21 protein-coding genes are annotated in these 23,464 nt (G+C 30.1%); 18 read left to right on the top strand and 3 right to left on the bottom strand.

Features of this window, described 5'->3' with window-relative positions:
• The first annotated feature begins 8 nt into the window (after positions 1–8).
• From CA_RS11845 to CA_RS11810, 8 genes are all read left to right on the top strand, one after another.
• A complete protein-coding gene (locus CA_RS11845; protein WP_010965606.1) occupies positions 9–1,754 on the top strand; it encodes a class I SAM-dependent DNA methyltransferase in 1,746 nt (581 codons plus the stop codon).
• A 171-nt stretch (positions 1,755–1,925) separates the two neighbouring features.
• Entirely contained in the window at positions 1,926–2,261 is a 336-nt protein-coding gene (gene spoIIAA / locus CA_RS11840) for an anti-sigma F factor antagonist (RefSeq protein ID WP_010965605.1), read from the top strand.
• Between the two features lie 13 nt (positions 2,262–2,274).
• Entirely contained in the window at positions 2,275–2,706 is a 432-nt protein-coding gene (gene spoIIAB / locus CA_RS11835; RefSeq protein ID WP_010965604.1) for an anti-sigma F factor, read from the top strand.
• 33 nt (positions 2,707–2,739) lie between these two features.
• Positions 2,740–3,498, top strand: a complete 759-nt coding sequence (gene sigF, locus CA_RS11830; protein WP_010965603.1) for an RNA polymerase sporulation sigma factor SigF — start codon at positions 2,740–2,742, stop codon at positions 3,496–3,498.
• Between the two features lie 94 nt (positions 3,499–3,592).
• A complete protein-coding gene (gene spoVAC, locus CA_RS11825) occupies positions 3,593–4,051 on the top strand; it encodes a stage V sporulation protein AC (RefSeq protein ID WP_010965602.1) in 459 nt (152 codons plus the stop codon).
• Positions 4,052–4,061: 10 nt separating this feature from the next.
• Positions 4,062–5,090, top strand: coding sequence for a stage V sporulation protein AD (spoVAD, locus tag CA_RS11820; RefSeq protein WP_010965601.1), 1,029 nt, complete (start codon positions 4,062–4,064; stop codon positions 5,088–5,090).
• A complete protein-coding gene (gene spoVAE / locus CA_RS11815; protein ID WP_010965600.1) occupies positions 5,083–5,442 on the top strand; it encodes a stage V sporulation protein AE in 360 nt (119 codons plus the stop codon). The genes spoVAD and spoVAE overlap by 8 nt, the downstream gene beginning before the upstream one ends.
• 1 nt (position 5,443) lies before the next feature.
• Positions 5,444–6,013: a stage V sporulation protein AE gene (locus CA_RS11810; protein ID WP_010965599.1), complete on the top strand. Its 570-nt coding sequence runs from the start codon at positions 5,444–5,446 to the stop codon at positions 6,011–6,013.
• A gap of 50 nt (positions 6,014–6,063) precedes the next feature.
• On the opposite strand, the gene CA_RS11805 is transcribed toward CA_RS11810, so the two are convergent.
• Positions 6,064–8,493, bottom strand: coding sequence for a penicillin-binding protein 1A (locus CA_RS11805; protein ID WP_010965598.1), 2,430 nt, complete (start codon positions 8,491–8,493; stop codon positions 6,064–6,066).
• 247 nt (positions 8,494–8,740) lie between these two features.
• Between CA_RS11805 and yunB the strand changes: the two genes are divergently transcribed.
• The 6 genes from yunB to CA_RS11775 all read left to right on the top strand — a co-directional run bounded on the left by yunB (position 8,741) and on the right by CA_RS11775 (position 15,171).
• Positions 8,741–9,400 (top strand): sporulation protein YunB, encoded by a 660-nt coding sequence (yunB, locus tag CA_RS11800; protein WP_010965597.1) that lies wholly within the window; start codon positions 8,741–8,743, stop codon positions 9,398–9,400.
• A 97-nt stretch (positions 9,401–9,497) separates the two neighbouring features.
• Positions 9,498–11,279: a GTPase HflX gene (gene hflX / locus CA_RS11795; protein ID WP_010965596.1), complete on the top strand. Its 1,782-nt coding sequence runs from the start codon at positions 9,498–9,500 to the stop codon at positions 11,277–11,279.
• Between the two features lie 23 nt (positions 11,280–11,302).
• A complete protein-coding gene (locus tag CA_RS11790) occupies positions 11,303–12,199 on the top strand; it encodes a nucleotidyltransferase domain-containing protein (RefSeq protein ID WP_010965595.1) in 897 nt (298 codons plus the stop codon).
• 12 nt (positions 12,200–12,211) lie between these two features.
• On the top strand, positions 12,212–13,615 hold the full coding sequence (locus CA_RS11785; protein WP_010965594.1) for a PLP-dependent aminotransferase family protein: 1,404 nt from the start codon (positions 12,212–12,214) through the stop codon (positions 13,613–13,615).
• Positions 13,616–13,649: 34 nt separating this feature from the next.
• On the top strand, positions 13,650–14,294 hold the full coding sequence (locus CA_RS11780) for a YigZ family protein (protein WP_010965593.1): 645 nt from the start codon (positions 13,650–13,652) through the stop codon (positions 14,292–14,294).
• Between the two features lie 136 nt (positions 14,295–14,430).
• Positions 14,431–15,171, top strand: a complete 741-nt coding sequence (locus CA_RS11775) for a YebC/PmpR family DNA-binding transcriptional regulator (RefSeq protein WP_010965592.1) — start codon at positions 14,431–14,433, stop codon at positions 15,169–15,171.
• Positions 15,172–16,108: 937 nt separating this feature from the next.
• Here CA_RS11775 and CA_RS11770 read toward each other — a convergent pair.
• Positions 16,109–16,663: a hypothetical protein gene (locus CA_RS11770; protein WP_010965591.1), complete on the bottom strand. Its 555-nt coding sequence runs from the start codon at positions 16,661–16,663 to the stop codon at positions 16,109–16,111.
• A gap of 372 nt (positions 16,664–17,035) precedes the next feature.
• Between CA_RS11770 and CA_RS11760 the strand changes: the two genes are divergently transcribed.
• The gene (locus CA_RS11760; RefSeq protein WP_014518973.1) at positions 17,036–17,212 is read left to right on the top strand and encodes a hypothetical protein; all 177 of its coding nucleotides are present in this window, start codon (positions 17,036–17,038) and stop codon (positions 17,210–17,212) included.
• 280 nt (positions 17,213–17,492) lie between these two features.
• On the top strand, positions 17,493–20,003 hold the full coding sequence (locus tag CA_RS11755) for a M4 family metallopeptidase (RefSeq protein WP_010965588.1): 2,511 nt from the start codon (positions 17,493–17,495) through the stop codon (positions 20,001–20,003).
• Between the two features lie 78 nt (positions 20,004–20,081).
• Here the strand turns inward: CA_RS11755 and CA_RS11750 are convergent, their stop codons facing one another.
• Positions 20,082–20,435, bottom strand: a complete 354-nt coding sequence (locus CA_RS11750; RefSeq protein WP_241428628.1) for an acetyl-CoA carboxylase biotin carboxyl carrier protein subunit — start codon at positions 20,433–20,435, stop codon at positions 20,082–20,084.
• 407 nt (positions 20,436–20,842) lie between these two features.
• Between CA_RS11750 and CA_RS11745 the strand changes: the two genes are divergently transcribed.
• Both CA_RS11745 and CA_RS11740 read left to right on the top strand, forming a co-directional pair.
• Positions 20,843–21,988: an acyl-protein synthetase gene (locus tag CA_RS11745; RefSeq protein ID WP_010965586.1), complete on the top strand. Its 1,146-nt coding sequence runs from the start codon at positions 20,843–20,845 to the stop codon at positions 21,986–21,988.
• Positions 21,985–23,340, top strand: coding sequence for an acyl-CoA reductase (locus CA_RS11740; protein ID WP_010965585.1), 1,356 nt, complete (start codon positions 21,985–21,987; stop codon positions 23,338–23,340). Before CA_RS11745 ends, CA_RS11740 begins: the two co-directional genes overlap by 4 nt.
• Positions 23,341–23,464: the final 124 nt, after the last annotated feature.

Genomic DNA, 23,464 nt, shown 5'->3' with positions numbered 1-23,464 from the left:
GAGAAAATATGTTAGCGGATTTTTTTAAAAAAATAGATGATATATACAATGAAATAAAAAAATCAGGGGATATAGAAACAAAATTAAAATATATAAATAAGTTCAGAAAAGATTTGGATGTGAATTATAGTTTTTCCGAGAAATACTATAATTTTGTATCGATGAAAAAAGAAAGAGGAGTGGTATATACTCCTCTTAAAATATCAAACTACATAATAGATAGTACTATTAGTGAAGAAGATATAATAAAGAATCCATTTTTAAAAATAGTAGATCCTGCATGTGGATGTGGGAATATAATAATACCATGCTTTATTTATTTAAGAAATATATATATAAAAAATTTAGATAAGATAAATAATATAAATAAATTAGAACTTAGAGAAGAAAATATAAACTACCATATAATTAAAAATAACTTATTTGGGTATGATGTGGATTTAAATGCAATAAAAGTGCTTACTATAGATTTGTTTTGTGAATCAAAGTGTTTTTCAAGTAATTTTTTGTGTAAAGATTTCTTACTGGATGAGATAGGAATTAAGTATGATATATTTTTAAGCAATCCACCATATGTTGGACTAAAGTCAATAAATAAGGAATATTCAGCAATACTAAAGACAATGTACCCATCTTACAAGGATAAAGCGGATATATCATATTGCTTTTTTGAAAAATCTATACTTTGTTTAAAGATTGATGGAAAACTTGGATTCATAACTTCAAGATATTTTTTGGAGTCCCAGAGCGGAGAGGAACTTAGAAGAATTTTAGTTGAAAAGTGTTCTTTATATAAAATTGTTGATTTTTATGGTATAAGGCCATTTAAAAAGGCAGGAATAGATACTGTAATGATTTTTCTTGAAAGGGGAATTGGGGATAGGAAAAGTATAGAGATAATAAAACCCAAGATTATGAAAAATAATAGAAAAGATGAGTTCTATTATTCACTTTTTAATGGAACAAATGAAGGAATTGATAAGTTTTACATTAATATAAAAGCTTTAGACAGTAAGCGATGGATATTAAGAAAAGATGAAGAAATAGATATAATTAATAAAATTGAGAAAAATAGCATGGCTACATTGGGAAGCATTTGTAAAAGCTATCAAGGTATTATTACTGGCTGCGATAAAGCATTTATAGTAGACAAAGAAACAGCTTTAAGAAAAAATTTAGAAAAAGAAATACTAAGAACTTGGATTAAGAATAAAAATGTAACAAAGTATAATGTTAATAAAAATGATTTGTACATAATTTATTCGGATTTTATTGATGAACCATCTAAGTATCCTAATGCCATAAATTACATTAATGAATATAAATATAAGCTTCAAATGAGGCGTGAATGTTTAAAGGGAATAAGGAAATGGTATCAGCTTCAATGGGGAAGAAAAAGTCAGGTATTTGAAGGAAAAAAAATTATTTTCCCATATAAAGCCTCCAAAAACAGATTTGCTATAGATAAAGGAAGTTATTTTAGTGCGGATGTTTATTGTATTGTAATTAATGATGAATCAATATTTACTTATGATTATTTAACAGATATTTTAAATAGTAAAACTTATGAATTTTACTTTAAAACCTTTGCCAAGAAGCTTGGAGAGAACATATATGAGTATTATCCTAACACACTTATGAAATTATGTATTCCAGCCCCTTTAAATTATGAACATGAATTTAAGGAAGAGATGCTTTATGAAAAGTTCGGTTTTACAGAAAGAGAAATCAAGATAATAAATAATATAATATAAAAATTTCCGGGAAATTCTAGATAAAATCCCGGTTTTTTTATAATTACATGTATAAAAATATATAAAATGGAAAAAATACAAATATAAAGTATTGTATAAAAAAGGAAATTGGATAAGTTTATAGAATAAATACTTAGTGCATTTGATTTATAATTTCAGGGGGAATTAATTATGAATTTAGATTTTAAGGATATCAATGGTAAGCTTGTGGTTTCTATAATTGGAGAACTTGATCATCATAGTTCAGAAGAGATAAGAAATAAAATAGATGATCATATAAAATTTAAAGGATATAAAAATGTAATCTTAGACTTTTCTAATGTTACATTTATGGACAGCTCAGGAATTGGAGTAGTAATTGGAAGGTATAAAAAACTTAATTCTTCTGGCGGTAGTATATGTGTAGTAGGACCAAAAGAGTCAGTTAGAAGAATTTTTGAGTTGTCTGGAATGCTTAAGATAATAAACATTTATGGCAGTTTAGATAAAGCTGTCACAAGTATTTAATGGGGGGATTTCAATGTTAGAAAATAAAATGGAACTAAAGTTTTTAGCAAAATCTGAAAATGAAAGTTTTGCAAGGGTCACTGTAGCATCTTTTGCGTCAGAGCTTGATCCCACTTTAGAGGAAATTGATGACGTTAAAATGGCAGTATCAGAAGCAGTTACAAATGCTATTATCCATGGATATGAAAATAAAGGAGGAGTAGTTACAATATGTGCAGTGATAGAAGATAGGGAACTGACAATAGAGGTTATGGACGAAGGAATAGGGATAGAGAACATAGAAAAGGCAATGGAACCCCTTTATACATCAAGACCTGATTTAGAAAGATCTGGTATGGGATTCACGGTTATGGAAAGCTTTATGGATAATATAAAAGTTGAATCTGAAAAAGGAAAGGGAACTAAAATAATAATGAAAAAAAAGTTCGCTCTCATTGAAGATTAATATGAGGAGGGAAACAGCGGGGAAGCTAATGTTATGGGAAAAGAAAATACTTTAAAAAAAGAAGAGCCTAATTATAACGATAACGAGAAATTGATAAAAAGTGTTCATGAAGGTAATAAGGAAGCTTTAAACAAAATTATTGAGAATAATCTTCCGCTAGTATCAGCAATAAGTAGAAAATTTTTAAATAGGGGTTATGAATATGACGATATTTTTCAAATAGGTTGTATGGGACTCGTAAAGGCTGTTAATAATTTTAATTCTGACTATAAAGTTAAATTCTCTACCTATGCTGTTCCTATGATTATGGGGGAGATAAAAAGATTTTTGAGAGATGACGGAATAATAAAAGTTAGTAGAAGTGTAAAAAGTACGGCAAGACAACTTCACTATGATAGAGAAAAGTTAGTCAAAGAATTAAATAGAGAGCCTACAATAGATGAGTTATCTAAGTTTTCAGGAATAGATAAAGAGGAAATAATAATGGCTACAGAATCTACTACTAGTATGCAGTACTTATATGACGTTGTTCATCAAGATGATGGGTCTCCTGTTCTTTTAATAGATAAATTAAGTGACCCATATTCTGAAGATTCAGACGTTATAGATAAAATAGTGCTTAAACAAATTATAAAAAGTTTAGATAACAAGTCAAAACAAATAATAATGCTTAGATATTTCAAGGATAAAACTCAAACTCAGGTCGCAAATATGCTGGGAATAAGTCAGGTACAAGTTTCAAGAATAGAGAAAAGAATACTGAAGGCTATAAGGGAAAAACTAACCAAATAGTATGCACAATTAAGTGTATACTATTTTTTTGTTTAAAAAATAGGTTAAATGTAAACACTAATTTTGTAATAAAAATATCTAGGGAGGGAACTACATGGACGTTCCAGAGGAAAAAATAAAAACTGATTTTAATAACCTGGCTAAGGCTGCAAAACCTAAACCCAATACAGTGAAAAATTGTTTGAGCGCATTTATAGTAGGAGGAATAATATGTGATGTGGGTCAGCTCGTTTCAGATATTTTTTCTAGGTATGGTGTTGCAAAATCAGATTTAAGTATGTATACATCTACAATGCTTATATTTATAGGAGCATTTTTAACTGGCATAGGAATATATGACAAAATTGCAAATATTGCAGGTGCAGGAAGTATAGTACCGATAACAGGTTTTGCAAATTCTATAGTTGCTCCTGCAATTGAATTTAAAAAAGAAGGATTTGTTTTTGGTGTAAGTGCCAAGATGTTTACAATAGCAGGTCCTGTATTAGTATACGGTTTGAGCTCTTCAGTAATTGTGGGAGTAATATATTATTTAATTAATCTAATGAAATAGGGTGATTAATTTGAAAAAAAGATTAGGTTCTCAAACGGCGAGAATTGATAGTAAACCAAGAATAGTTTCAGCAGTATCAATGGTTGGTCCAAAAGAAGGTAGAGGACCGCTTAAAGATTACTTCGATATTATATTAAGCGATGATATGAATGGAGAAGAAAGTTTTGAAAAGGCAGAAAGCAATATGCTTTACACAGTGATAACAGAAGTAATAAAAAAATCTAATCTAACTGAAAATGATATAGATTATTTATTTGCAGGTGATCTTTTGAATCAAATTACTTCTTCAAGTTTTGCGGCAAGAGATGCTAAAATACCGTTTTATGGATTATATGGAGCATGTTCTACAATGACTGAGTCTTTAAGTATTGCAGCAATGATTATGGATGGTGGTTTTGCAGACTATACAATAGCAGCTACCTCATCACATTTTTCTGCGGCTGAGAGACAATTTAGATACCCACTTGAATATGGAAGTCAGAGAAAGCCTGATGCACAGTGGACTGTTACGGGAGCAGGTGCGATGCTTCTTGCAAGACAAGGTGATTTTCCCTACATAACGTTTGTAACTGCTGGTAAGGTTAAAGATTATGGAATAACAAGTCCTGATAGTATGGGAGAAGCAATGGCACCTGCAGCGGTAGATACCATAAAACAGCATTTTAAGGATACAGGTAGAACTCCTCAGGATTATGATGTTATAGCTACGGGGGATCTTGGAAGAGTAGGAAAGAAAATAACCGAAGATCTCTTAAAAAAAGAATATGGCTATGACATGAGTAATATTTATATGGATTGCGGAGAGAAAATCTTTAACTGTGATGAACAGGATACAAATTCAGGAGGAAGTGGATGTGGATGTTCGGCAGTTGTGGATTGTGGATATATATATAAGAATATGTTAAGTGGGAAAATTAAGAAAGCATTACTTATTTCTACAGGAGCCCTTATGAGCACAACTTCAAATCTTCAAGGTGAATCAATACCAGGAATTGCACATGCTGTTTCTATAGAGTTTGGAGGAATGAAAAATGAGTAGTTATATAGCATCTTTTTTAGTTGGAGGAGCCATGTGTGTTATTGTGCAAATACTTATGGATAAGTTTTCAATTACACCAGCTATGATACTAGTTTCCCTTGTTACGCTTGGAGTAATTCTCGGTGCGCTTGATATATATGATATTCTTGTTAAGTATGGTAAAGCTGGAGCAACAGTACCACTTCCGGGTTTTGGATATTCACTTGCAAAATCAACCATAGCGGAAGTTGATAAGAAAGGACTTATAGGAGCGTTTACAGGGGGAATAAAGGGAACAGCAGCTGGAATTACCGGGGCAGTTTTCTTTGGATATCTAATGGCTTTATTATTTAATTCTAAGACGAAAAATTAATATGAAATATAGAGTTATAATTATAACTGACGGAGATAAAATTGCTAAAAAAGCGGCGGAGAAGGCTGCAGGTAATATAAATGGGAGATGCATTTCCATTTCTAGTGGAAATCCAAGTAAAATTACAGGAGATGAGGTGCTGAGACTTATTAAATGTGCAAAAAAAGATCCTGTAATTGTAATGGTAGATGATAAAGGGGATATAGGCAGAGGAAAGGGAGAGGAAATAGTACAATATATTGTTAAGTCTCAAGAAATAAAAGTAATTGGCATGATAGCCGTAGCCTCTAACACATTAGGAAGTGGCATAAAGGTTGATTATTCTATAGATAAATGTGGAAATAAGATAGAATGTGCTGTTGATAAATATGGAAATGCAAGACATAATAAAGTAATAATAGGTGACACTGTAAACACAATAAACCCAAATCAAATACCTGTAATTATTGGAATAGGTGATCCTGGAAAAATGGATGGATGTGATGATTTTAATAAAGGGTGTCCTATACTAACTAATGCAATAAAATTACTTATCAATGTTTATAATGAGAGAAGTGTATATAAAAATTAAAATAAAAAACAGTATGTGCAACCTTATCTTTGGTTGCACATACTGTTTTTTTATTTATTAGTATTTGTTGTGTTATTATTTGGTGGATTGTTATTTCCAGAACTTGAGTTATTTGTGTTATTGTTATTAGTATTAGTATTTGTATTCGTGTTATTGTTAGTATTGGTATTAGTGTTTGTATTACCAGGCGTATTATTGGTAGAAGGTGTTGGTGTAGGAGTAGGTTGCTGAGTATTTTGTGCTGGTGTCTCTGTTGAGTTACTGGTATTACTATTAGTTGTATTGTTACTATTTGGATTAGCAACATTATTGTTCGTATTATTTTGAGTGTTAGTAGTTGGTGTTTGAGGTTTACTAGCAGTTGAAGATGAAGAATCATCCCCAGATAAATTAGATGGACTAGTACCATCTATATAATATGAATCTCCAATTTTTGTTACCCCACCAGGAGCATCGATATCTTTAACAGTTAAATTTACATTTGCCATTTTCATAATTTCGCCCCATATTTCAGCAACATCATTACTTCCTAAACTGAGTTTAGTTGGCTGGTCATTTCCGACCCATACTGCAGCAGAATAATATGGAGTCAAACCGCAAAACCACAAATTTTTAGAATCAGATGCAGTACCTGTTTTACCAGCGACCGGCATGTCACCAAATCTAGCATAACTACCAGTACCTCCTGCACTTACAGGACCTTTTAATAAATCATACATTATGTAAGCAGATTGTGGTGAAATAACCTTTCTAGTTGAATAGTTGTTCTCCAGAAGTACCTTACCAGTTTTATCTACTACCTTTCTATATAGCCTAGGTTCTGAATATAATCCGTTATTTCCAAATACACCGTAAGCGGCAGCCATAGTAGTTGTATTTGAACCTCTAATTTCACCAAGAGATAATGCAGCAATACTACTCTTATCATCATTGTTAAGAGTAAGACCAAATTTTTGAGCATAAGCTGCTCCTGTTGAAAGTCCTAATTTATCCTCTAACTTTATTGCTACAAGATTTATTGACTTGGTTAATGCTGTCTTTAAATTTACTGGACCTGAATAACCACCATCATCGTTATGAGGATTATATGGAACCCCATTTGACCCATACTTTTCTGCAACATCCGATGAAAGTGGGGAATCATTAACTATAGTATCTTCTGTCGCAAGTTTAGTATCTATTGCTGGTGCATAAACTGTAAGAGGTTTTATACTAGAACCTACAGAACGTAAATAGTTACTTGAATCCGCTCTATTATACGATGAAGGTGGTTGTTGGCCTCTTCCACCTACAATAGCCTTTATTTCTCCTGTGTGATAATCAAATAAAGTTGCAGCAGCTTCAGGTTGAATAATACCGTTTTTATCTGCATAGCTATAGCTTTTTAATGTGCTGTTGTTGTCTAATATGTTTTGTACATTTGATTCCATTGATGTGTTCATAGTAGTATATATTTTTAGTCCACCATCTCTAAGAAGTGAATCTATTTCTTCATCAGTATAATGATATTGAGATTTTAAATCTTGCTTTACTTGGTTTACAACAGGTATAGAAAACCACTCATAGGTATACTTGTTAGAAATCTTTTGCTGAGAAAAAGCTAATTTATTATTGTTAAGGTCATTTATAGCATTTTGATAAGTTGAAAAATCTATATAGTTATTTTGTCTCATTTTATACAAAACTAGCTTTGTTCTATCTAAATATATATTTGGATTTTTAGCTACATTTTGCGAAAAAGGATAATATGCTGATGGACTTTGTGCAAGGCCTGCAATAAAGGCACATTCAATTAAATTCAAATCCTTAGCACTTTTATTAAAATATTGTCGTGAAGCTGCCTCTACACCGTTAGCTTGAACACCAAGAAAAATTGTATTCATATACGCTTCCAGTATCTGGGATTTGCTGAGTGATTGTTCAAGCTTTATGGATAAATAAGCTTCCTGTATTTTTCTTTTAAATGAAATTCTATTTTCTAATGAATCGTTTAAAAACATTCTATTTTTTATGAGCTGTTGCGTTATGGTTGATGCACCTTGGATACTATTTTGTTTGTGAATTTTTGATTTTATGTCGTTGTAAAATGCACCAAGTATTCTTTTAGTATCTATTCCACTGTGTTTGTAAAAACGTTCATCCTCAATGCTTACAAAAGCGTTTGATAAATTTTTAGGCATATCCTTTATACTGACAACATAACGTCTTTGGTTTGTTACAACTGTATCCATTGGGTTATTGTTATCATCATATAATTGTGAAGGCTGATCTAAATTTAATATTGTACCATTTATATCTAAATTTGGAGATGTTTTTACTATTGCAAATATTACTCCAGAAGCTGCAACAGATAATAAAATAAAAAGGCAAAATAATATAGTAAACAATTTTTTAAAGAAGCCAAACTTCTTTTTCTTCTTCACTTTTTTTGTTCTTTTAACAGATTTATTTCTACTGTTAGTCTTAGTATTATCAGACATAACTTCCTCCTTAAAAGTATTAAACTATGTTGAATAATTATACCACACATTATTATAATAACAAATTGCTGTATTCTAAAATATGAATGCTATTTTAGTTTTAAAATAATATTTTTATGTAGTTAACCATATTATAAACTAAAGTTAAATAATCTTCCATAGAATTATCTGCTATTTTAAATAAAAAATTGATTATTACGGAGTTTTTTTAATTGTTTAAAAAAATATACCGTAAATATGGAAAGAGGTGGGATATATCTTTAGTAAAAAGACAAAAGTAATTATTATAATAATATTAACATTTATGTTAGTATTATTCAATAGTGTTATATACGCATTTGATAAGTTAATAACACCTGTGGCAATTAAAACAGCTGATTCGCAAATCAAGTCGAAAATAACCGAAATAGTTAATGTAAATATGTCAAAAGTATATAATCAAAATTACAGCTATAATAAAATAATAGAAATAGATAAAGATAATGATGGCAATATAGTTATGATGAAGGCAAATACCATAATATTAAATAAGCTAGCTTGTGATGTAGCGCTAGAATCTCAGTATGATATTAACAAGTTGGGAGAAGTAGGCATTAAAATGCCATTAGGATATATCTTTAAGAATAATATATTATCGTATATGGGACCAGAGTTAACTATTAAAGCTCAGCAAATAGGACACGTTGAAACAAAATATTTATCAAAGTTTGAAGGAGCTGGAATTAACCAAACTAGGCATATAATAATGATTTTAGTTAAAACTAAAGTGAGGGTTATGATTCCAATGGCTTATGATGATATAGAGATTAAAAATGAAATTCCTGTAGCAGAAACTATTATAGTTGGTAAGATACCAAATTCAGCATTGGGGCTTAGTCTTAAAAATTCGGGTTTTATAGTTCCGTAAACATAGATAATATAAGATTTGTATAAATTTCATCTCATAAATGGTATAATATAAAATAAGTTTGCTTTAAAGTAGTGCTTAAGGAGGAAATAAAATTATGATATCAGGAAATGTGCAGGGAGTAAAAAATTCTCTACTTAATGAACTTGAAAAATTATATGATATGTATTCAAAAGAAAATATTTTCACTGCTGAACTTATAAAATTAATATGTAGTGTAACAAATATAATCGAGAGAGAAATAAGTGTTGGTATTAATAGAAAAGGTAAAGTTGTAAGTGTTTCTATAGGAGATGCAAGAAGTGTTGAGACACCTGTTTTTGATTTTAAGGAAAAAAGATTATCGGGAATTAGAATAATACATACACACCCTAGTGGCAATCCGGAGCTTTCGGATATAGATATATCATCCCTTTTAAATTCTAGACTGGATTCTATAGTGGCAGTAGGAACAGTTGATGGAAAAGTAACAGGTGTGACTATAGGTTTTTGCGATGTGGAGGATAACAGTATAATTCCTAAAATTGTTAAAACCGCAAGCTTTGAGGAAGCTTTAAATTATAAGTTTATGGATGAAATCAACTATGCAGAAGAGCACATGGATAAATTAGAGCTTGATTATGATGATTCAGAAAGAGCCATAATAGTTGGTGTGGATACATTGGAAAGCTTAGATGAATTAAAGGAACTTGCAGACGCATGCGGGGTTTTAACTGCAGAAAAGGTTATACAAAAAAAAGAAAAGATTGATAATGCATATTTTATAGGAAAAGGAAAAGTAGATGAAATAAGGTTATTGGCTCAGCAGTGTCGCGCCAATATTATAGTTTTTGATGATGAACTTTCGGGAGCTCAAGTTAGAAATCTTGAAGAAGCTATAGGGTTAAAGGTTATTGATAGAACTACTTTGATACTTGAAATATTTGCAAGAAGAGCAGGATCAAAGGAAGCTAAACTTCAAGTTGAATTGGCACAGCTTAAGTATAGATTGCCTAGGCTTATGGGACTTGGTAAGGTACTTTCAAGAACTGGAGCAGGTATAGGAACTAAAGGACCAGGGGAAAAGAAGCTTGAAGTTGATAGAAGACATATAAATGAAAGAGTTTATGAAATTCAAAAGGAATTAAAAAAGATAAAGAAAACAAGACAGGTGCAAAGAGAAAGAAGAGTTTCGGAAAATTTGCCATGTATTTCTCTTGTAGGATACACTAATGCAGGTAAATCTACACTTAGAAATGCAATATGTGAAATAGCAGCTCCACTAGATAATTTAGGGAAAGAAAATGTCCTTGAAAAAGATATGCTTTTTGCGACCTTAGATGTAACAACTAGAGCAATAAAGCTTGAGGATGGAAGAAAAGCAGTACTTACAGATACTGTTGGTTTTGTAAGAAAACTTCCTCATGATCTTGTGGAAGCATTCAAGTCAACGTTAGAAGAGGTAATATATTCTGATTTATTAGTTCACGTGGTTGATGCATCTTCAGATACTTTTTTACAACAAATAGAAGCTGTAAATGGAGTTCTAGAGGAATTGGGTGCAAATGATAAAACTCAGATATTAGTTTTAAATAAAATTGATAAGATATCAGAGGAAGAGCTTCTCAAAATAGAAGAGAGTATTAAGGAAAAGGAGCTTGTTAAAATATCAGCAAAACAAAAGATTAATCTTGATTTATTAATGAATAAAATTGCTGAAAAAATTCCAAGTAGTATTAGAGAAGTTGAGTATTTAGTTCCATATTCTGATCAAAAGGTAGCTGCGTATATTCATGAAACATCTGTTGTAAAAAAAGAAGAGTTTGAAAACGAAGGAACTCATATTGTAGCAATAGTTGATAATGAGGTTTATAATAGATGTAAGGAATATATGATGTAAGTACTGTTGCAGGAGGGTTAATCATGGAAAACGATATATTAAAATATCAAAAAGCATATAACACTATAGTTAAATTGCTAAAGTCAAATGAGAAAGTTCTTGCGACTATGGTATTTGGAAGCATAGTATCTGGAGACTTATGGGAAGAATCTGATATAGATTTATTTGTTATAATAGATGAAGAAATGGCTAATATAAAAAATATTTATATGGAACAAAATGATGTACCTATTCATATAAAGCTTATGGGAAAAAATAAATTTGTACTTTTAAATGAAAATGACATAAAGGGAGGCTTTTTTCACAGGATATTTGCCTCTTCTAAACTTGTATTTTCAAAAGATAAGGATATAACGGAAAAATACGACAGCGGAAGATATTATCCTGATATTGATAGAGAAAAATGGAATATGGTATATATTTCTGATTTGTTAAAGAGTCTTGGATTATGCAAAAAGTATTTAAATAATAAAAGGATATATACAGCATACTATTTTTCTGTAAAATGTGTTGAGGAATTTTCCAAGTTGTATATTAATCACTCGGGATATATGGTAAATAAAGACGATGTTAACATGCTGACTAATATAAACGGCGACTTTAAAAATTATATAGACAACCTGTTTTTTTCAAAGGACAATGTTGAAGAGGCTATAAAAGAAGTTGTTGATAAAATAGAGGAATTCATAAATAAAAATATAAAGTCAATTACCGCTATTTTAATTGATTATATGAGAGATAAGGATAAAAGCTTAAGTGCAGAAGATATTAATACTGATCCTGTATTTAATGATTTTTCTATAAATTTTGAGGAAATATTAAGTAAGCTTTGGGAATTTAATATAATAAAAAAGGGAACTCGTAAGTACAGCATAAAGGATGGAAAGGCTCTTTGTATGGAAAACGTATATTACTTATAAAAGGTGATTTTAATGGAAAAGTACAAGATTTGTTTTGAAGAAGAAATTCCTAAGTATATTCAAATAGCTAAAAATATAAAAAAACTTATCGATAATGGTGAAGTTTGTGATGGAGAAAAGCTGCCATCTATAAGAAAGCTATCGGAGTTTTTAGGTGTTAACAATGATACCATAGTTAATGTATACAAAAAGCTTCAGAGTGAAGGATACGCTTTTTTAAAAATGGGAAGTGGAACCTATGCAAAAAAAAGAGATATAAATAAAAGACTTTTAAGAGACTATTCAAATACATTTAAAAGAATTAGCAAGGAAGACTATGATGACTATGTTGATTTTGCAGAAGAGAACCCTTGCGCAGAGTTTTTTCCAGTAGATAATTTTAAAAAGGTAATAAATGAAGTTCTTGATAGGGATGGAGTGGATGCTTTATCGTATGAGGAAACTTTAGGATATGAAGGGCTTAGGAGTAATATAAGTAAGTATTTTTGGAATGGAGAGATAGATTCTGAGAGAATACTAATAGTTTCTGGAGCGCAGCAGGGTATAGATATAATATCAAAAGCTATTGTAAATGTAAATGACAATATAATAGTAGAAAAGCCAACCTACAGTGGAGCGCTTTCTATATTTAAATGGAGAAGAGCAAACATATTTGAAGTAGATATGGAATGTGGTGGCATTAATATAGATGAGTTTGAAAAAATTTTAAAGAAAAATAATATAAAATGCTTTTATACCATGTCATATTTTCAAAATCCAACAGGTTTATCATATAGCTATGAAAAAAAGAAAAAAATAATAGAGCTTGCTAATAAGTATGATTTCTATATCATAGAAGATGATTATCTTTCTGAAATAAGATATGATGAGCGTATTGATTATACAAGTTTTAAGGCTATAGACGAAGGAGACAGAGTTATATACATAAAGAGTTTTTCCAAAATATTTCTCCCGGGAATTAGAATAGGTTATTTGGTTATGCCAAGTAAAATTAAGGAGCAAATAGAGAACTCAAAAATAAATACTGACATATCTACATCTAGTTTGATGCAGAGAGCTTTAGATTTATATATTAAAAATGGTTATTGGAAAAAGTATATAAATGAAATAAATATTATATATGAAAAAAGATATAATTTCATGATAAATAATTTTTCAAGTGTTCTTAAAGATAAAGTGCAGTTTATAAGTCCTGGAGGAGGGTTTAGTTTTTATTTGAAAATAAATGATTTAATAAAAAAGAGTTGCATTGATTTATTTTATGAATGTAAAAGAAATAAAGTATTAATTACACCAGGAGTATTTTTTTATAAAGATGCAGCTAACGGTCTTAATTATTTTAAAGTTGGTTTTTCAAAGACTAATGAGGACAAAATTCAAAGAGGAATTGATGTTATAAACAGCATATTAAAATAAAAAAAGTAACATTGTTGAATGGAAGTGAAAATTTATGGACTATTTAACGGTTGGAAGAGAAATTAAAGTTGAATTTGAAGAAAAGAAATCTCTTTTTATAGGACATATAAAGAGAGTAGAGTCGGAAGAGGAAGCAAAGGAGTTTGTGGAGAAAATAAAAAATGAACACAAGGATGCTACTCATAATGTACCAGCATATATTGTGGGAGAAAACAGGATGATTCAAAAGTGTAGTGATAATGGTGAGCCACAAGGTACAGCAGGAGTTCCTGTGCTTGAGGTTATTAAGAAAAATGGAATAACAGATACAGCTATTGTTGTAACAAGATATTTTGGAGGAATACTTTTAGGGACAGGTGGGCTCGTTAGGGCTTATTCTAGAAGTGCCTCAGATGCTGTAAAGGAAGCAGGTATAGTTCTAAAGGTAAAGGGAGTACCATTATCTATAGGAATAAACTATGATCTTTTAGGTAAGCTTCAATATCATTTTTCGAATAAGAATTGGCATATTGAAAACATAGATTATACAGATGAGGTTAATATTTTATTTAACTGTGAAAGTGATAAGCTGGAGGAAGTAAGAAAAGATGTAACTGAAATATGTCATGGAAATTTAAAGTTTAATGTTGGTAAAGAAGCATACTACTTTAAGGGTGATAATAGATTATTTCAAGAATAATTGAATTCAAAATGGTCTTTGTGATATAATACAAACGTATGTGTTTATAAAATTAAGTAACTTTTATAGCATAGGGAATTGTATTATAATTATAACCCTATAGGTTTTTTTACATATAGTTAGGAGGAATTAAGATATGTCAGGACATTCAAAGTGGCATAATATTCAAGCTAAAAAAGGCAAGGCGGATGCCAAAAGAGGAAAAGTATTTACTAAAATAGGTAAAGAAATAGCTGTTGCTGTTAAGACAGGGGGAGCTAATCTTGATGCTAATTCAAAGTTAAGAGACTGTGTTGCAAAAGCTAAAGCAGCTAATATGCCTATGGATACTATAAATAGAGCTATAAAAAAAGGTGCAGGTGAACTTGAAGGTGTAAATTATGAAGAAATAATTTATGAAGGATATGGTCCTGCAGGTGTAGCAATGTTGGTTAATGTATTAACTGATAATAAAAATAGAAGTGCAAGTGATGTAAGATACTGTTTTGATAGAAATGGTGGAAACTTGGGTGCAAGTGGATGCGTAGCTTGGATGTTTCAGAGAAAAGGACAAATTGTAATTGAAAAAAATGATTCAATAGATGAGGATGAACTCATGATGAAAGTTTTAGATTTTGGAGCTGAGGATTTCGCTTCAGAGGAAGAAGTTTTCATAATCACAACAGCACAAGAAGAGTTTTCAAATGTACGTGAAGCTCTTGAAAAAGAAAATTTTGAGTTTGTATCTGCTGAATTAACAATGGTTCCAGATAATACTGTTAAATTAAGTCTTGAGGATTCTGAAAGAGTTCAAAAATTAATAGATAAACTCGAAGACAGTGATGACGTTCAAGATGTATATCACAATGCTGAGTTTGACGAGGCCTTTGAAGGATAAAGGGCTGAGAGCGTTTTAATAAAAACATTTTATGGTGACATACATGTTTTTATCGTTTTACGATAACATATAACACTTTTATATGTAGATGTAACAATCACATATGAAGGTGTTATTTTTTATTCAATTAGAAGACTTAAAGTCTATTCATATTAAAAAATATAAGAGCAGTTTGTGTATATTGTGTACAGCAAGAATATATTAAAGAAAATCCAACTTCCAAAGTAAAATGGCAGAGAGAAGACAGAAGTATATCTATTCCAATCTTATATTGCTGAAAAATTACATTATTCAATAAGAACCATTTCAAGAGTCCTAAAAGAAATAAAGGAAAAACAATTTATAAAGACTAGAAAGAGAGGCTCAATTTCATCGGTATATATACTTTTATGTAAAAAGATAGGCAATAACATTAACAAAGCTGTAAATAAGGCTAAAAAAACATATAAGATCTATAAAAATGCTTATAAAGTAGAATACAAGTTCAAATATCGTAATAAATGATAAAATATTAAAAAAGATATTAAGCCATCAAACAATATTAATGGTGATCGAAGGAAAGGCACAAACAAATACATTTATTTGTGGTTAATTCAAATAAGTTAAAATTTAAGGTTAATGTAAGCAATTCTTGATTCAATTAGCTAAGCTTTATCCAAAGGATTTTGCAGAAGAAAAAATAACTGATTTGCTAGATAAATTGGATAATAAATATGGCGATTACTTAACTAGAGCGTAAATAAAAGAGATAGTTGATTTTGTTATCAAGACAGTTGAAGCTGATGTGAATAAGGGAATAGTTAAATAAATAAGTTTTCAAATATGTAATATGTAAAAAAATGAGAATATGTATAATGAAAATAAGAACTTTGGATGTAAATAGAATAAAGAAATTATTAAATCCTAAGCTTAGTTGATTAAGCTTAGGATTTAGCAATTAGTAATACAAAGTTTCCATACCACCTATTGATACTGAATCTAAATTTTGAATTTCCATTGAATATGATGCGTACGGTACTAATTTTACGTTTTGAGGTAATGTTACGTCTAAATTTAAAACACCTTGTGGTTGTCCGCTTTCGTCACGTTTTCCTGCATTTAAAAATGTATGAGATGCTACAATATGTCCACTTGAATCTCTTAAAACTAATTCAAAGTATCGTGCTCTTTGATCGAAATTTATTATATCTTCCAATGAAGAACCCGTTGCAACAAAATGATATGCATATATGCCAGGAATGCTATTATTTACAGGTATAACTTGGAATGGTGTAGATACTCCAGAAGGACTACCAAACATTCTGTTGCTTACTTTATTATTTAGTTTAGTTATAAAATTAGCGTTTTGTGTTTTATATAAATTAGAAGCAATCGCAGTTTTACAAAATGAATTTTTTATATTTTTAGTAGTAGTGGCAGCAAAAGAACTAGAAGAAATTAATAAAGTAGAAATAATTCCTAAAGATAAAGCTTTTAATTTTAAGTTTTTCATTTTAAATCCTCCTTAAGTTTGATTTAATGTATTTTTAATACAAATAAAGTATACAGCTTATTAGAATAAATGTTAAATACTGTATTTTATTGTTTTTTATTGTGATTATCTGAATAAGAGAACCTATGACAATTAAATGAAAAATACTTGGATTACATATATGATATAATGATTGAAATATATTATTGAGTTTATATATTAATATAATGTGGTAAATCTGCTTTGATTTCATATGTAAATAATACAAGTTAACACCTCATTTATATAAATGAGGTGTTTTATTATACAAGTAAGATTAATTATATTTTTTTGATTTTGGGGCAAACTTATGATGTGATTAAATTCAAACTACTTATACAGGAGGGAATTTTTATGTCACATAAGGACAACAAAAATTCAAAAGCAAATAAAAAAGCGGGTAAAAAAACAAAAGCTGAATTAAAAAAAATGAAAGAGGAAACCTCAAATGAAGTAGGATTTTCAAATGAATCAAGAAAACTTGGAAAAGATGGGGATAGAAGTAGGAAAATAAAAGATCCTAGAAGCTAAGTACAATAATAAATTTAAAAAGTATATGTGAAATAATTTTTTTAGGTTTAATTTTATAGATGTCTATATATAAAATCGTTCTTGAATTTCCGTAAAAATTCAAGAACGATTTTATTTTATGTGCACAATAGCTAAAAAATTATTAGATTAAAGTTTATTTGAAAAATAATAGCACGATAATTAAACTACAGAAAAAAATGACGAAAAATAATTCTTTATGTATAATAAATAGCTTGGTACAATATTGCTGCACATTTAAAAAATAAATGAGGTGATTTGAGTGGGTAAAAAGATATTATCCGCTTTTATAGTTTTAACATCAGTTATGTTGTATTCAGCGCCTATATATGCTGAGAAAGCTGCAACAAGTACAGAAACATCACAGTATACACAAATGCTTAACGTTGTAAAAAAAATTGAGAATATAAATGGAGAAAAAATAAAATTTCAACAAAATAACGGACAAGTATTTATTGCAGGAAAGCTTTCTAAAAAGAAAGTACCAAGTGAAAAAGAAGCAACCCAATTTCTAGAAGATAATAAGCAGATATTTGGAATTGATAGTGCTCAAAATGAACTTAAGCCTATAAGCACAAAGAAGGATTCTAACGGAGATACTTTTGTAAGGTTTAATCAAGTAATTAATGGAGTTAGTGTAAAAGATAGAATATTAAATGTGCACTTTGATAAAAATGGAACAGTTGTAAGTGTAAACGGAACTATAGAAAAAAATAAAACTGTAACAAGGCTTGGAAATATAAGTATAAACGAAGAGGATGCTGTTAATATAGCATTAAAACAATTTACTTATAAAACCTTAGAAAATACACCTAAGGCTATAAAAACGATTTTGACAGACAATAATAAAAATTATGAAGTATTTAAGGTGAATATTTACTATACGAATCCAACTATAGGGAATTGGGATGTTTTTGTTGATATTAGTTCAGGAAAAGTAATTAAGACTGAAAACAATATAAAATATGATGGTAAAGTATTGGGCACAGGAATTGATGTATCTGGAACTACTAGAACACTTAATTTGTATCAATCAGGTAGTAGCTATCAAATGAAGGATATATCGAATTCTGCAGCAAGTTATATTAATACTTATTCCTATAACAATACTACATTATTAGGGACTTTAGTTTCTAATAGTACAAGCAATTTTAATCAGGAAAGCCATAAGGCAGCTGTAAGTGCTCACTACAATGCAGGTAAGGTTATTAATTTTTATAAGAATTTATTTAATAGAAATAGCCTAGATAACAATAGTATGGCTATAAAATCCTATACTCACTACGGAAAAAACTATAATAATGCATTTTGGGATGGACAGGAAATGATTTATGGTGATGGTGATGGCTTGAATTTTACTTATCTTAGTGGAGACTTGGATGTTGTTGGACATGAAATGACTCATGGTGTGATAGAGAATACTGCAAATCTTAATTATGATAATGAACAAGGAGCATTAAATGAATCAATTGCAGATACATTTGGTGTTTTAATAGAAACATATACTAAGTATAATGTTGCAGCTGGAGGGACATGGCAAATTAATCCTAGTGATTGGGTTATAGGAGATGATATTTATACTCCTCAAATTAAAGGAGATGCTTTAAGAAGTTTAGTTAATCCTGCATTATATGATCAACCAGATAACATGAGTGGATATGAAAATCTTCCAGATAATGAAGCTGGAGATTTTGGGGGAGTACATACTAATTCAGGTATAACAAATAAGGCAGCGTATCTTATTGCACAAAGTATTGGTATGGAAAAGACAGCAAGAATATATTACAGGGCATTAGTGAATTATATGACTCCCACTACTGATTTTAATGAAGCTCGAAATGTTTTAGTAGAGTCCGCTGTAGATTTGTATGGAGGTGGTTCAGCGGAGGTTGCAGCTGTGAATAATGCTTTTGATACAGTTGGAATTGGTCAGAATTTGGCAGTAGCCACTCCATCAGTTATATATGAAGCACACGTGCAGAATATAGGTTGGCAAAATTATGTCAAAGATGGAGCTCTAGCAGGAACAGAAGGGCAAGGATTAAGAGTGGAGGCTTTTAAAATAAACTTAAATAACGCGCCGGCGGGTTTAAATATAAAATACAAAACTCAAGTACAAAATATAGGTTGGCAGAGTTGGGTATATAATGGAGCTCTAGCAGGAACAGAAGGACAAGGGCTAAGAGTTGAGGCTATTCAAATAATGCTAGAGGGAACGGATGCAGATAAATATAGTGTGGAGTATGAGGTTCATGTACAGAATGAAGGCTGGCAGCCTTGGTTTAGGGATGGTCAGACAGCTGGAACTGTTGGAAAATCAGAAAGAATCGAGGCTATAAAAATTAAAATTACTGAAAAACCACCTATGGTATCTTATCAGAGTCATGTACAAAATGTGGGGTGGCAGAACTATGTTCAAGATGGAGCAGTTTCGGGAACGGAAGGACAAGGGTTAAGAGTAGAGGCACTTAAAATAAACTTAAATAACACACCGGTAGGTTTAAACATAAAATATAAAACTCAAGTGCAAAATATAGGGTGGCAAGACTGGATTTATAATGGAGCTCTAACGGGAACAGAAGGAAAAGGATTAAGAATAGAGTCTCTACAGATAATGCTAGAAGGAACTGGAGCTGATAAATACAGTATTTTGTATCAAGCTGAAGTCCAAAACCAAGGATGGCAAAACTGGGTTAAGGATGGGGAGACAGCAGGGACTGTCGGTAAAAGTTTGAGAATTGAAGCTATGAAGATAATAATTATTGAAAAATAGAATTTAATAAATAAGAATGGCGCTTTTATACAGGTGCCATTCTTATTTATTAAAGTAAAAAAATATAATATGTATAGTCTATTTTTTGGTAACTTCGAAAAGTATTTCACCATATTGAACAATATCTTTATTTTTTACAAGTATATTGGTAAGTATGCCTTTAGTTGGTGAAACAATATTTATAGGTATTTTTAAATGATTAATGGTGCATAAGGTTTGGCCGCACTCAATCTCATTTCCAAGTTCAACATACAGGGAATTTGTTTTATTATTTAGTATATTTACGGTACCAACATACAGAGATTTGATTTGTATAATGTGAGTATCCTCAATAGTACAGCAAATTTCATCATTAAATTGCGTAATAGTATAATTTGCTTTATCAAAGTCTGTTTTTTCGGAATTTATGTATTTATCAGATACTCTTGACATTTGATTAATGAATTCTAATAAGTTATTTCTATTCATATGCTTATTTTAATTTAAAACTTCTCCTTTCTATAATATTAATACAAAGTTTCTATAATAATATAATTATACCATTTATTAGAATTAAATAATATGCCTACATTTTAAATTAATTCTAAATATAGGTATTGATATTGGAACATTAATGCATTAAAATTTTAATGTTATATAATTTTATTTATAGTTTTAAGACTTATTAAAGGAAAATCAATGAATTTTAAGAAAAAACTAGACTGACTGGTCATACTTAAAATTAAGAAGCTATAATGATAAATACAGTATATATCCTAATTTGTAATAGAATTTTTTTGAATTATAATTATAATATAGAAAAAAATATAATAAATGTAAAATATGTGAGGTGACATAATATGGAATATTCGAATTTTTTTGATGACTTAAAAAGTAATATTATTGGTCAATATGAAGAGTGTAAGGCCTATAGGATATTGTGTGAAAGTCAAGGATATAATCCAAGTGAACACTTAAGAAGTGAAAAGGATATAACAAACATTCCTTTTTTGGCAACTACTCTTTTTAAAAAATCTGCAAACTTGTTTTTGAGTCTTCTTAGAGTAGAACCTGATAAATTAGATAAATGGACTTTATCAAGTAGTACAAGTGGGGATCCTAGTATGGTTGGCAGAAGAAACTCTGATTTAATGCAAATAAGGAAATTTGTATTAATGGATGATAAATTCTATGATTCTGCAAGTGAATATAATTGTGTATTTTATCCTGAACCAAAAGTAATGAGAGAATATAAAAGTGTTCGTATAATGGACAAGCCAACAGAGTCTTATATAGGAAACTTATTAGGTATTTTTGATTTTAGTGAAAATACTACTTTCTTGTTAAAGTCTTGCGGTGAAGGCTTCTCAGTTGATATGAATTCCTTTGAAGAATTTCTAAAGTTTAATAACGAGAGAAATAATCATTTATCACTTAGAGGATCAACGCTTCTTTTATATAATGCCGTTTTGGAATTGAAAAAACAAGGAAAAGGTCCGTATAACTTAGGAAGTAGAGCGATAGTACATACTGGCGGTGGAGGCTGGGATGGAAAAAAAGGAAATATATCTATTGGAACTAAAATAGAAAGATATCAATTCGTTGAGGAAATTTCAGAGTTTCTAGGCATACCTCAAAAAAATTTCCGTGATACTTATTCATTTACAGAAAACACATTTCCAATGGACGGACATTATTCAGAAAAGCTTAGAAGTTATTTATTTCATGTTCCAACATGGGGAAGAGTAATAATAAGAGATGTGAAAACTTTAGAGCCACTAAATAAACCTGGTGATAGAGGACTTGTACAGGTTTTGAATGCTTATGGAACATCTTCTTTTGCTGGAGCATCTATACTTGTGGATGATATTGCAGAAATAGTAGCTAATGATTCTTGCCCTGAATGTAAGCATGAAGGAATGACATTTAAGATAGTTGGAAGAGTTAAAGGATCAGAAGCAAAAGGATGCGGAGCTACTTTAGATGTAAGGGGGAAACAAAAATGAAGCTTGAATTTACATGTGGCGAAGAGATAACTATTAAGGAAGTTAATAAATTAAAGCTTGAACTTATGACAAGCGGTAAAGGTGATGTAGAGAAGGAATTAGAAAGGCTTAAAAAGAATAAAAATAAAGTTCATGATATAAAAACCGAGGAAACAATTGACTTGCTTGATAGATGTGCAAAATTATGGCTTGATGACAATTATTCAAAAAAGCATATTGAAACATTAGCACAGATAACAAACCAAAGTTTTGAATTAGTAAATTATGAGTTTAAGAGTATGATGCAAATGCTTCTTCGTGAAAATATACAAAATACTATTAAGAGGGAACTTGGAGAGGTAGATATTTTAGATTCATGGCACAAAACAAATTATGGCTATGAGCATAGACAGCCAAGAGGGATTATATTTCATAATATTTCAGGAAATGCTTTCGTGGTTATACCAATGAGCATATCCATGGGTCTTTTGTCAAAAAACTGTAATTTAGTTAAGGTATCTAAAGATGAACCATATTTTGCGTATGCATTTTATAAAAGTCTATGTGAGTTAGATGAAACTGTGAAAGATAGGCTATCCGTTTTGTACTTTGATAGTAGTAAAACTGAAATCTATGACACAATCGTTAAAAATTCAGATGGTGTTATACACTGGGGTGGAGAGTATTCTTCAAGAATAATAGGTGAAATGTGCGCAAAGTATCAAAAACACATGATAATGCATGGAGCAAAAATAAGTTTTGAAGTAGTTGATAAATGTGATGACTTAAATAAAGTATCAGAGGAGATAGCAAAGGATATAATATGTTGGGAACAGAAGGCTTGTTTATCACCTAGGGTAGTATTTCTAAATGATAAGATAGATGTAGATGAATTTTCACATTGTCTTTCGGCTTCTCTTAGAAAAATCACAGAGGTTATACCTAAGGCATATTTAAGTGAATGGAATTCAGTTAAGACAATACAAGACAGACAATACTGTACTCTTAAATATGGAATGAAAAATGAAAGAAGATTTAAAGTTTATTCTTCCTTCAATGCTGATTATACAGTAATTCTATCAGATGGAATGCCTGAAAAAGAAGATATAAACAAATGTTTTTATAGATTTATATTTGTATGTCCTTATTCAAGTAAAAGCGATGTTGTAAATTACGTCTCTGAAAACTTAAAGGATTATCTTCAGACTATGGGATATAGCGGCAATGACGAAGAATTCATAGAAAAAATGACTTTACTTGGTGTTAGCATAGTAACTAAACCTGGAAAGATGTCTTTACATGAGCCGGGAACTTCTCATGACGGAATACACAATCTTAAGGAGTTTACATTTTTGGTTAGTAGACAAATCTAAAATATAAGTATAGGTCATAATATAAATATTAACTAATTTTTTTATAGGATTTCTTAGCTGTTTAAAGGTTGAGAAATCCTATAATTAATTTGCAATTATATAAATAGTTGATATATAATAGTTG

It is taken from the genome of Clostridium acetobutylicum ATCC 824 (assembly GCF_000008765.1).
In the GTDB taxonomy this organism is placed as follows: Bacteria; Bacillota; Clostridia; order Clostridiales; family Clostridiaceae; genus Clostridium_S; species Clostridium_S acetobutylicum.
This window is presented reverse-complemented; position numbering and strand designations above follow the sequence as displayed.

Excerpts from the sequence above, each read along its gene's own strand:
- spoIIAA (WP_010965605.1), top strand. The coding sequence starts at position 1,926 with ATGAATTTAGATTTTAAGGATATCAATGGTAAGCTTGTGGTTTCTATA.
- CA_RS11810 (WP_010965599.1), top strand. The coding sequence starts at position 5,444 with ATGAAATATAGAGTTATAATTATAACTGACGGAGATAAAATTGCTAAA.
- CA_RS11785 (WP_010965594.1), top strand. The coding sequence starts at position 12,212 with ATGGAAAAGTACAAGATTTGTTTTGAAGAAGAAATTCCTAAGTATATT.
- hflX (WP_010965596.1), top strand. The coding sequence starts at position 9,498 with ATGATATCAGGAAATGTGCAGGGAGTAAAAAATTCTCTACTTAATGAA.
- sigF (WP_010965603.1), top strand. The coding sequence starts at position 2,740 with ATGGGAAAAGAAAATACTTTAAAAAAAGAAGAGCCTAATTATAACGAT.
- spoIIAB (WP_010965604.1), top strand. The coding sequence starts at position 2,275 with ATGTTAGAAAATAAAATGGAACTAAAGTTTTTAGCAAAATCTGAAAAT.
- spoVAC (WP_010965602.1), top strand. The coding sequence starts at position 3,593 with ATGGACGTTCCAGAGGAAAAAATAAAAACTGATTTTAATAACCTGGCT.
- CA_RS11780 (WP_010965593.1), top strand. The coding sequence starts at position 13,650 with ATGGACTATTTAACGGTTGGAAGAGAAATTAAAGTTGAATTTGAAGAA.
- spoVAE (WP_010965600.1), top strand. The coding sequence starts at position 5,083 with ATGAGTAGTTATATAGCATCTTTTTTAGTTGGAGGAGCCATGTGTGTT.
- CA_RS11790 (WP_010965595.1), top strand. The coding sequence starts at position 11,303 with ATGGAAAACGATATATTAAAATATCAAAAAGCATATAACACTATAGTT.
- CA_RS11775 (WP_010965592.1), top strand. The coding sequence starts at position 14,431 with ATGTCAGGACATTCAAAGTGGCATAATATTCAAGCTAAAAAAGGCAAG.
- CA_RS11845 (WP_010965606.1), top strand. The coding sequence starts at position 9 with ATGTTAGCGGATTTTTTTAAAAAAATAGATGATATATACAATGAAATA.
- CA_RS11770 (WP_010965591.1), bottom strand. The coding sequence starts at position 16,663 with ATGAAAAACTTAAAATTAAAAGCTTTATCTTTAGGAATTATTTCTACT.
- CA_RS11760 (WP_014518973.1), top strand. The coding sequence starts at position 17,036 with ATGTCACATAAGGACAACAAAAATTCAAAAGCAAATAAAAAAGCGGGT.
- CA_RS11750 (WP_241428628.1), bottom strand. The coding sequence starts at position 20,435 with ATGTCAAGAGTATCTGATAAATACATAAATTCCGAAAAAACAGACTTT.
- CA_RS11740 (WP_010965585.1), top strand. The coding sequence starts at position 21,985 with ATGAAGCTTGAATTTACATGTGGCGAAGAGATAACTATTAAGGAAGTT.
- CA_RS11745 (WP_010965586.1), top strand. The coding sequence starts at position 20,843 with ATGGAATATTCGAATTTTTTTGATGACTTAAAAAGTAATATTATTGGT.
- CA_RS11805 (WP_010965598.1), bottom strand. The coding sequence starts at position 8,493 with ATGTCTGATAATACTAAGACTAACAGTAGAAATAAATCTGTTAAAAGA.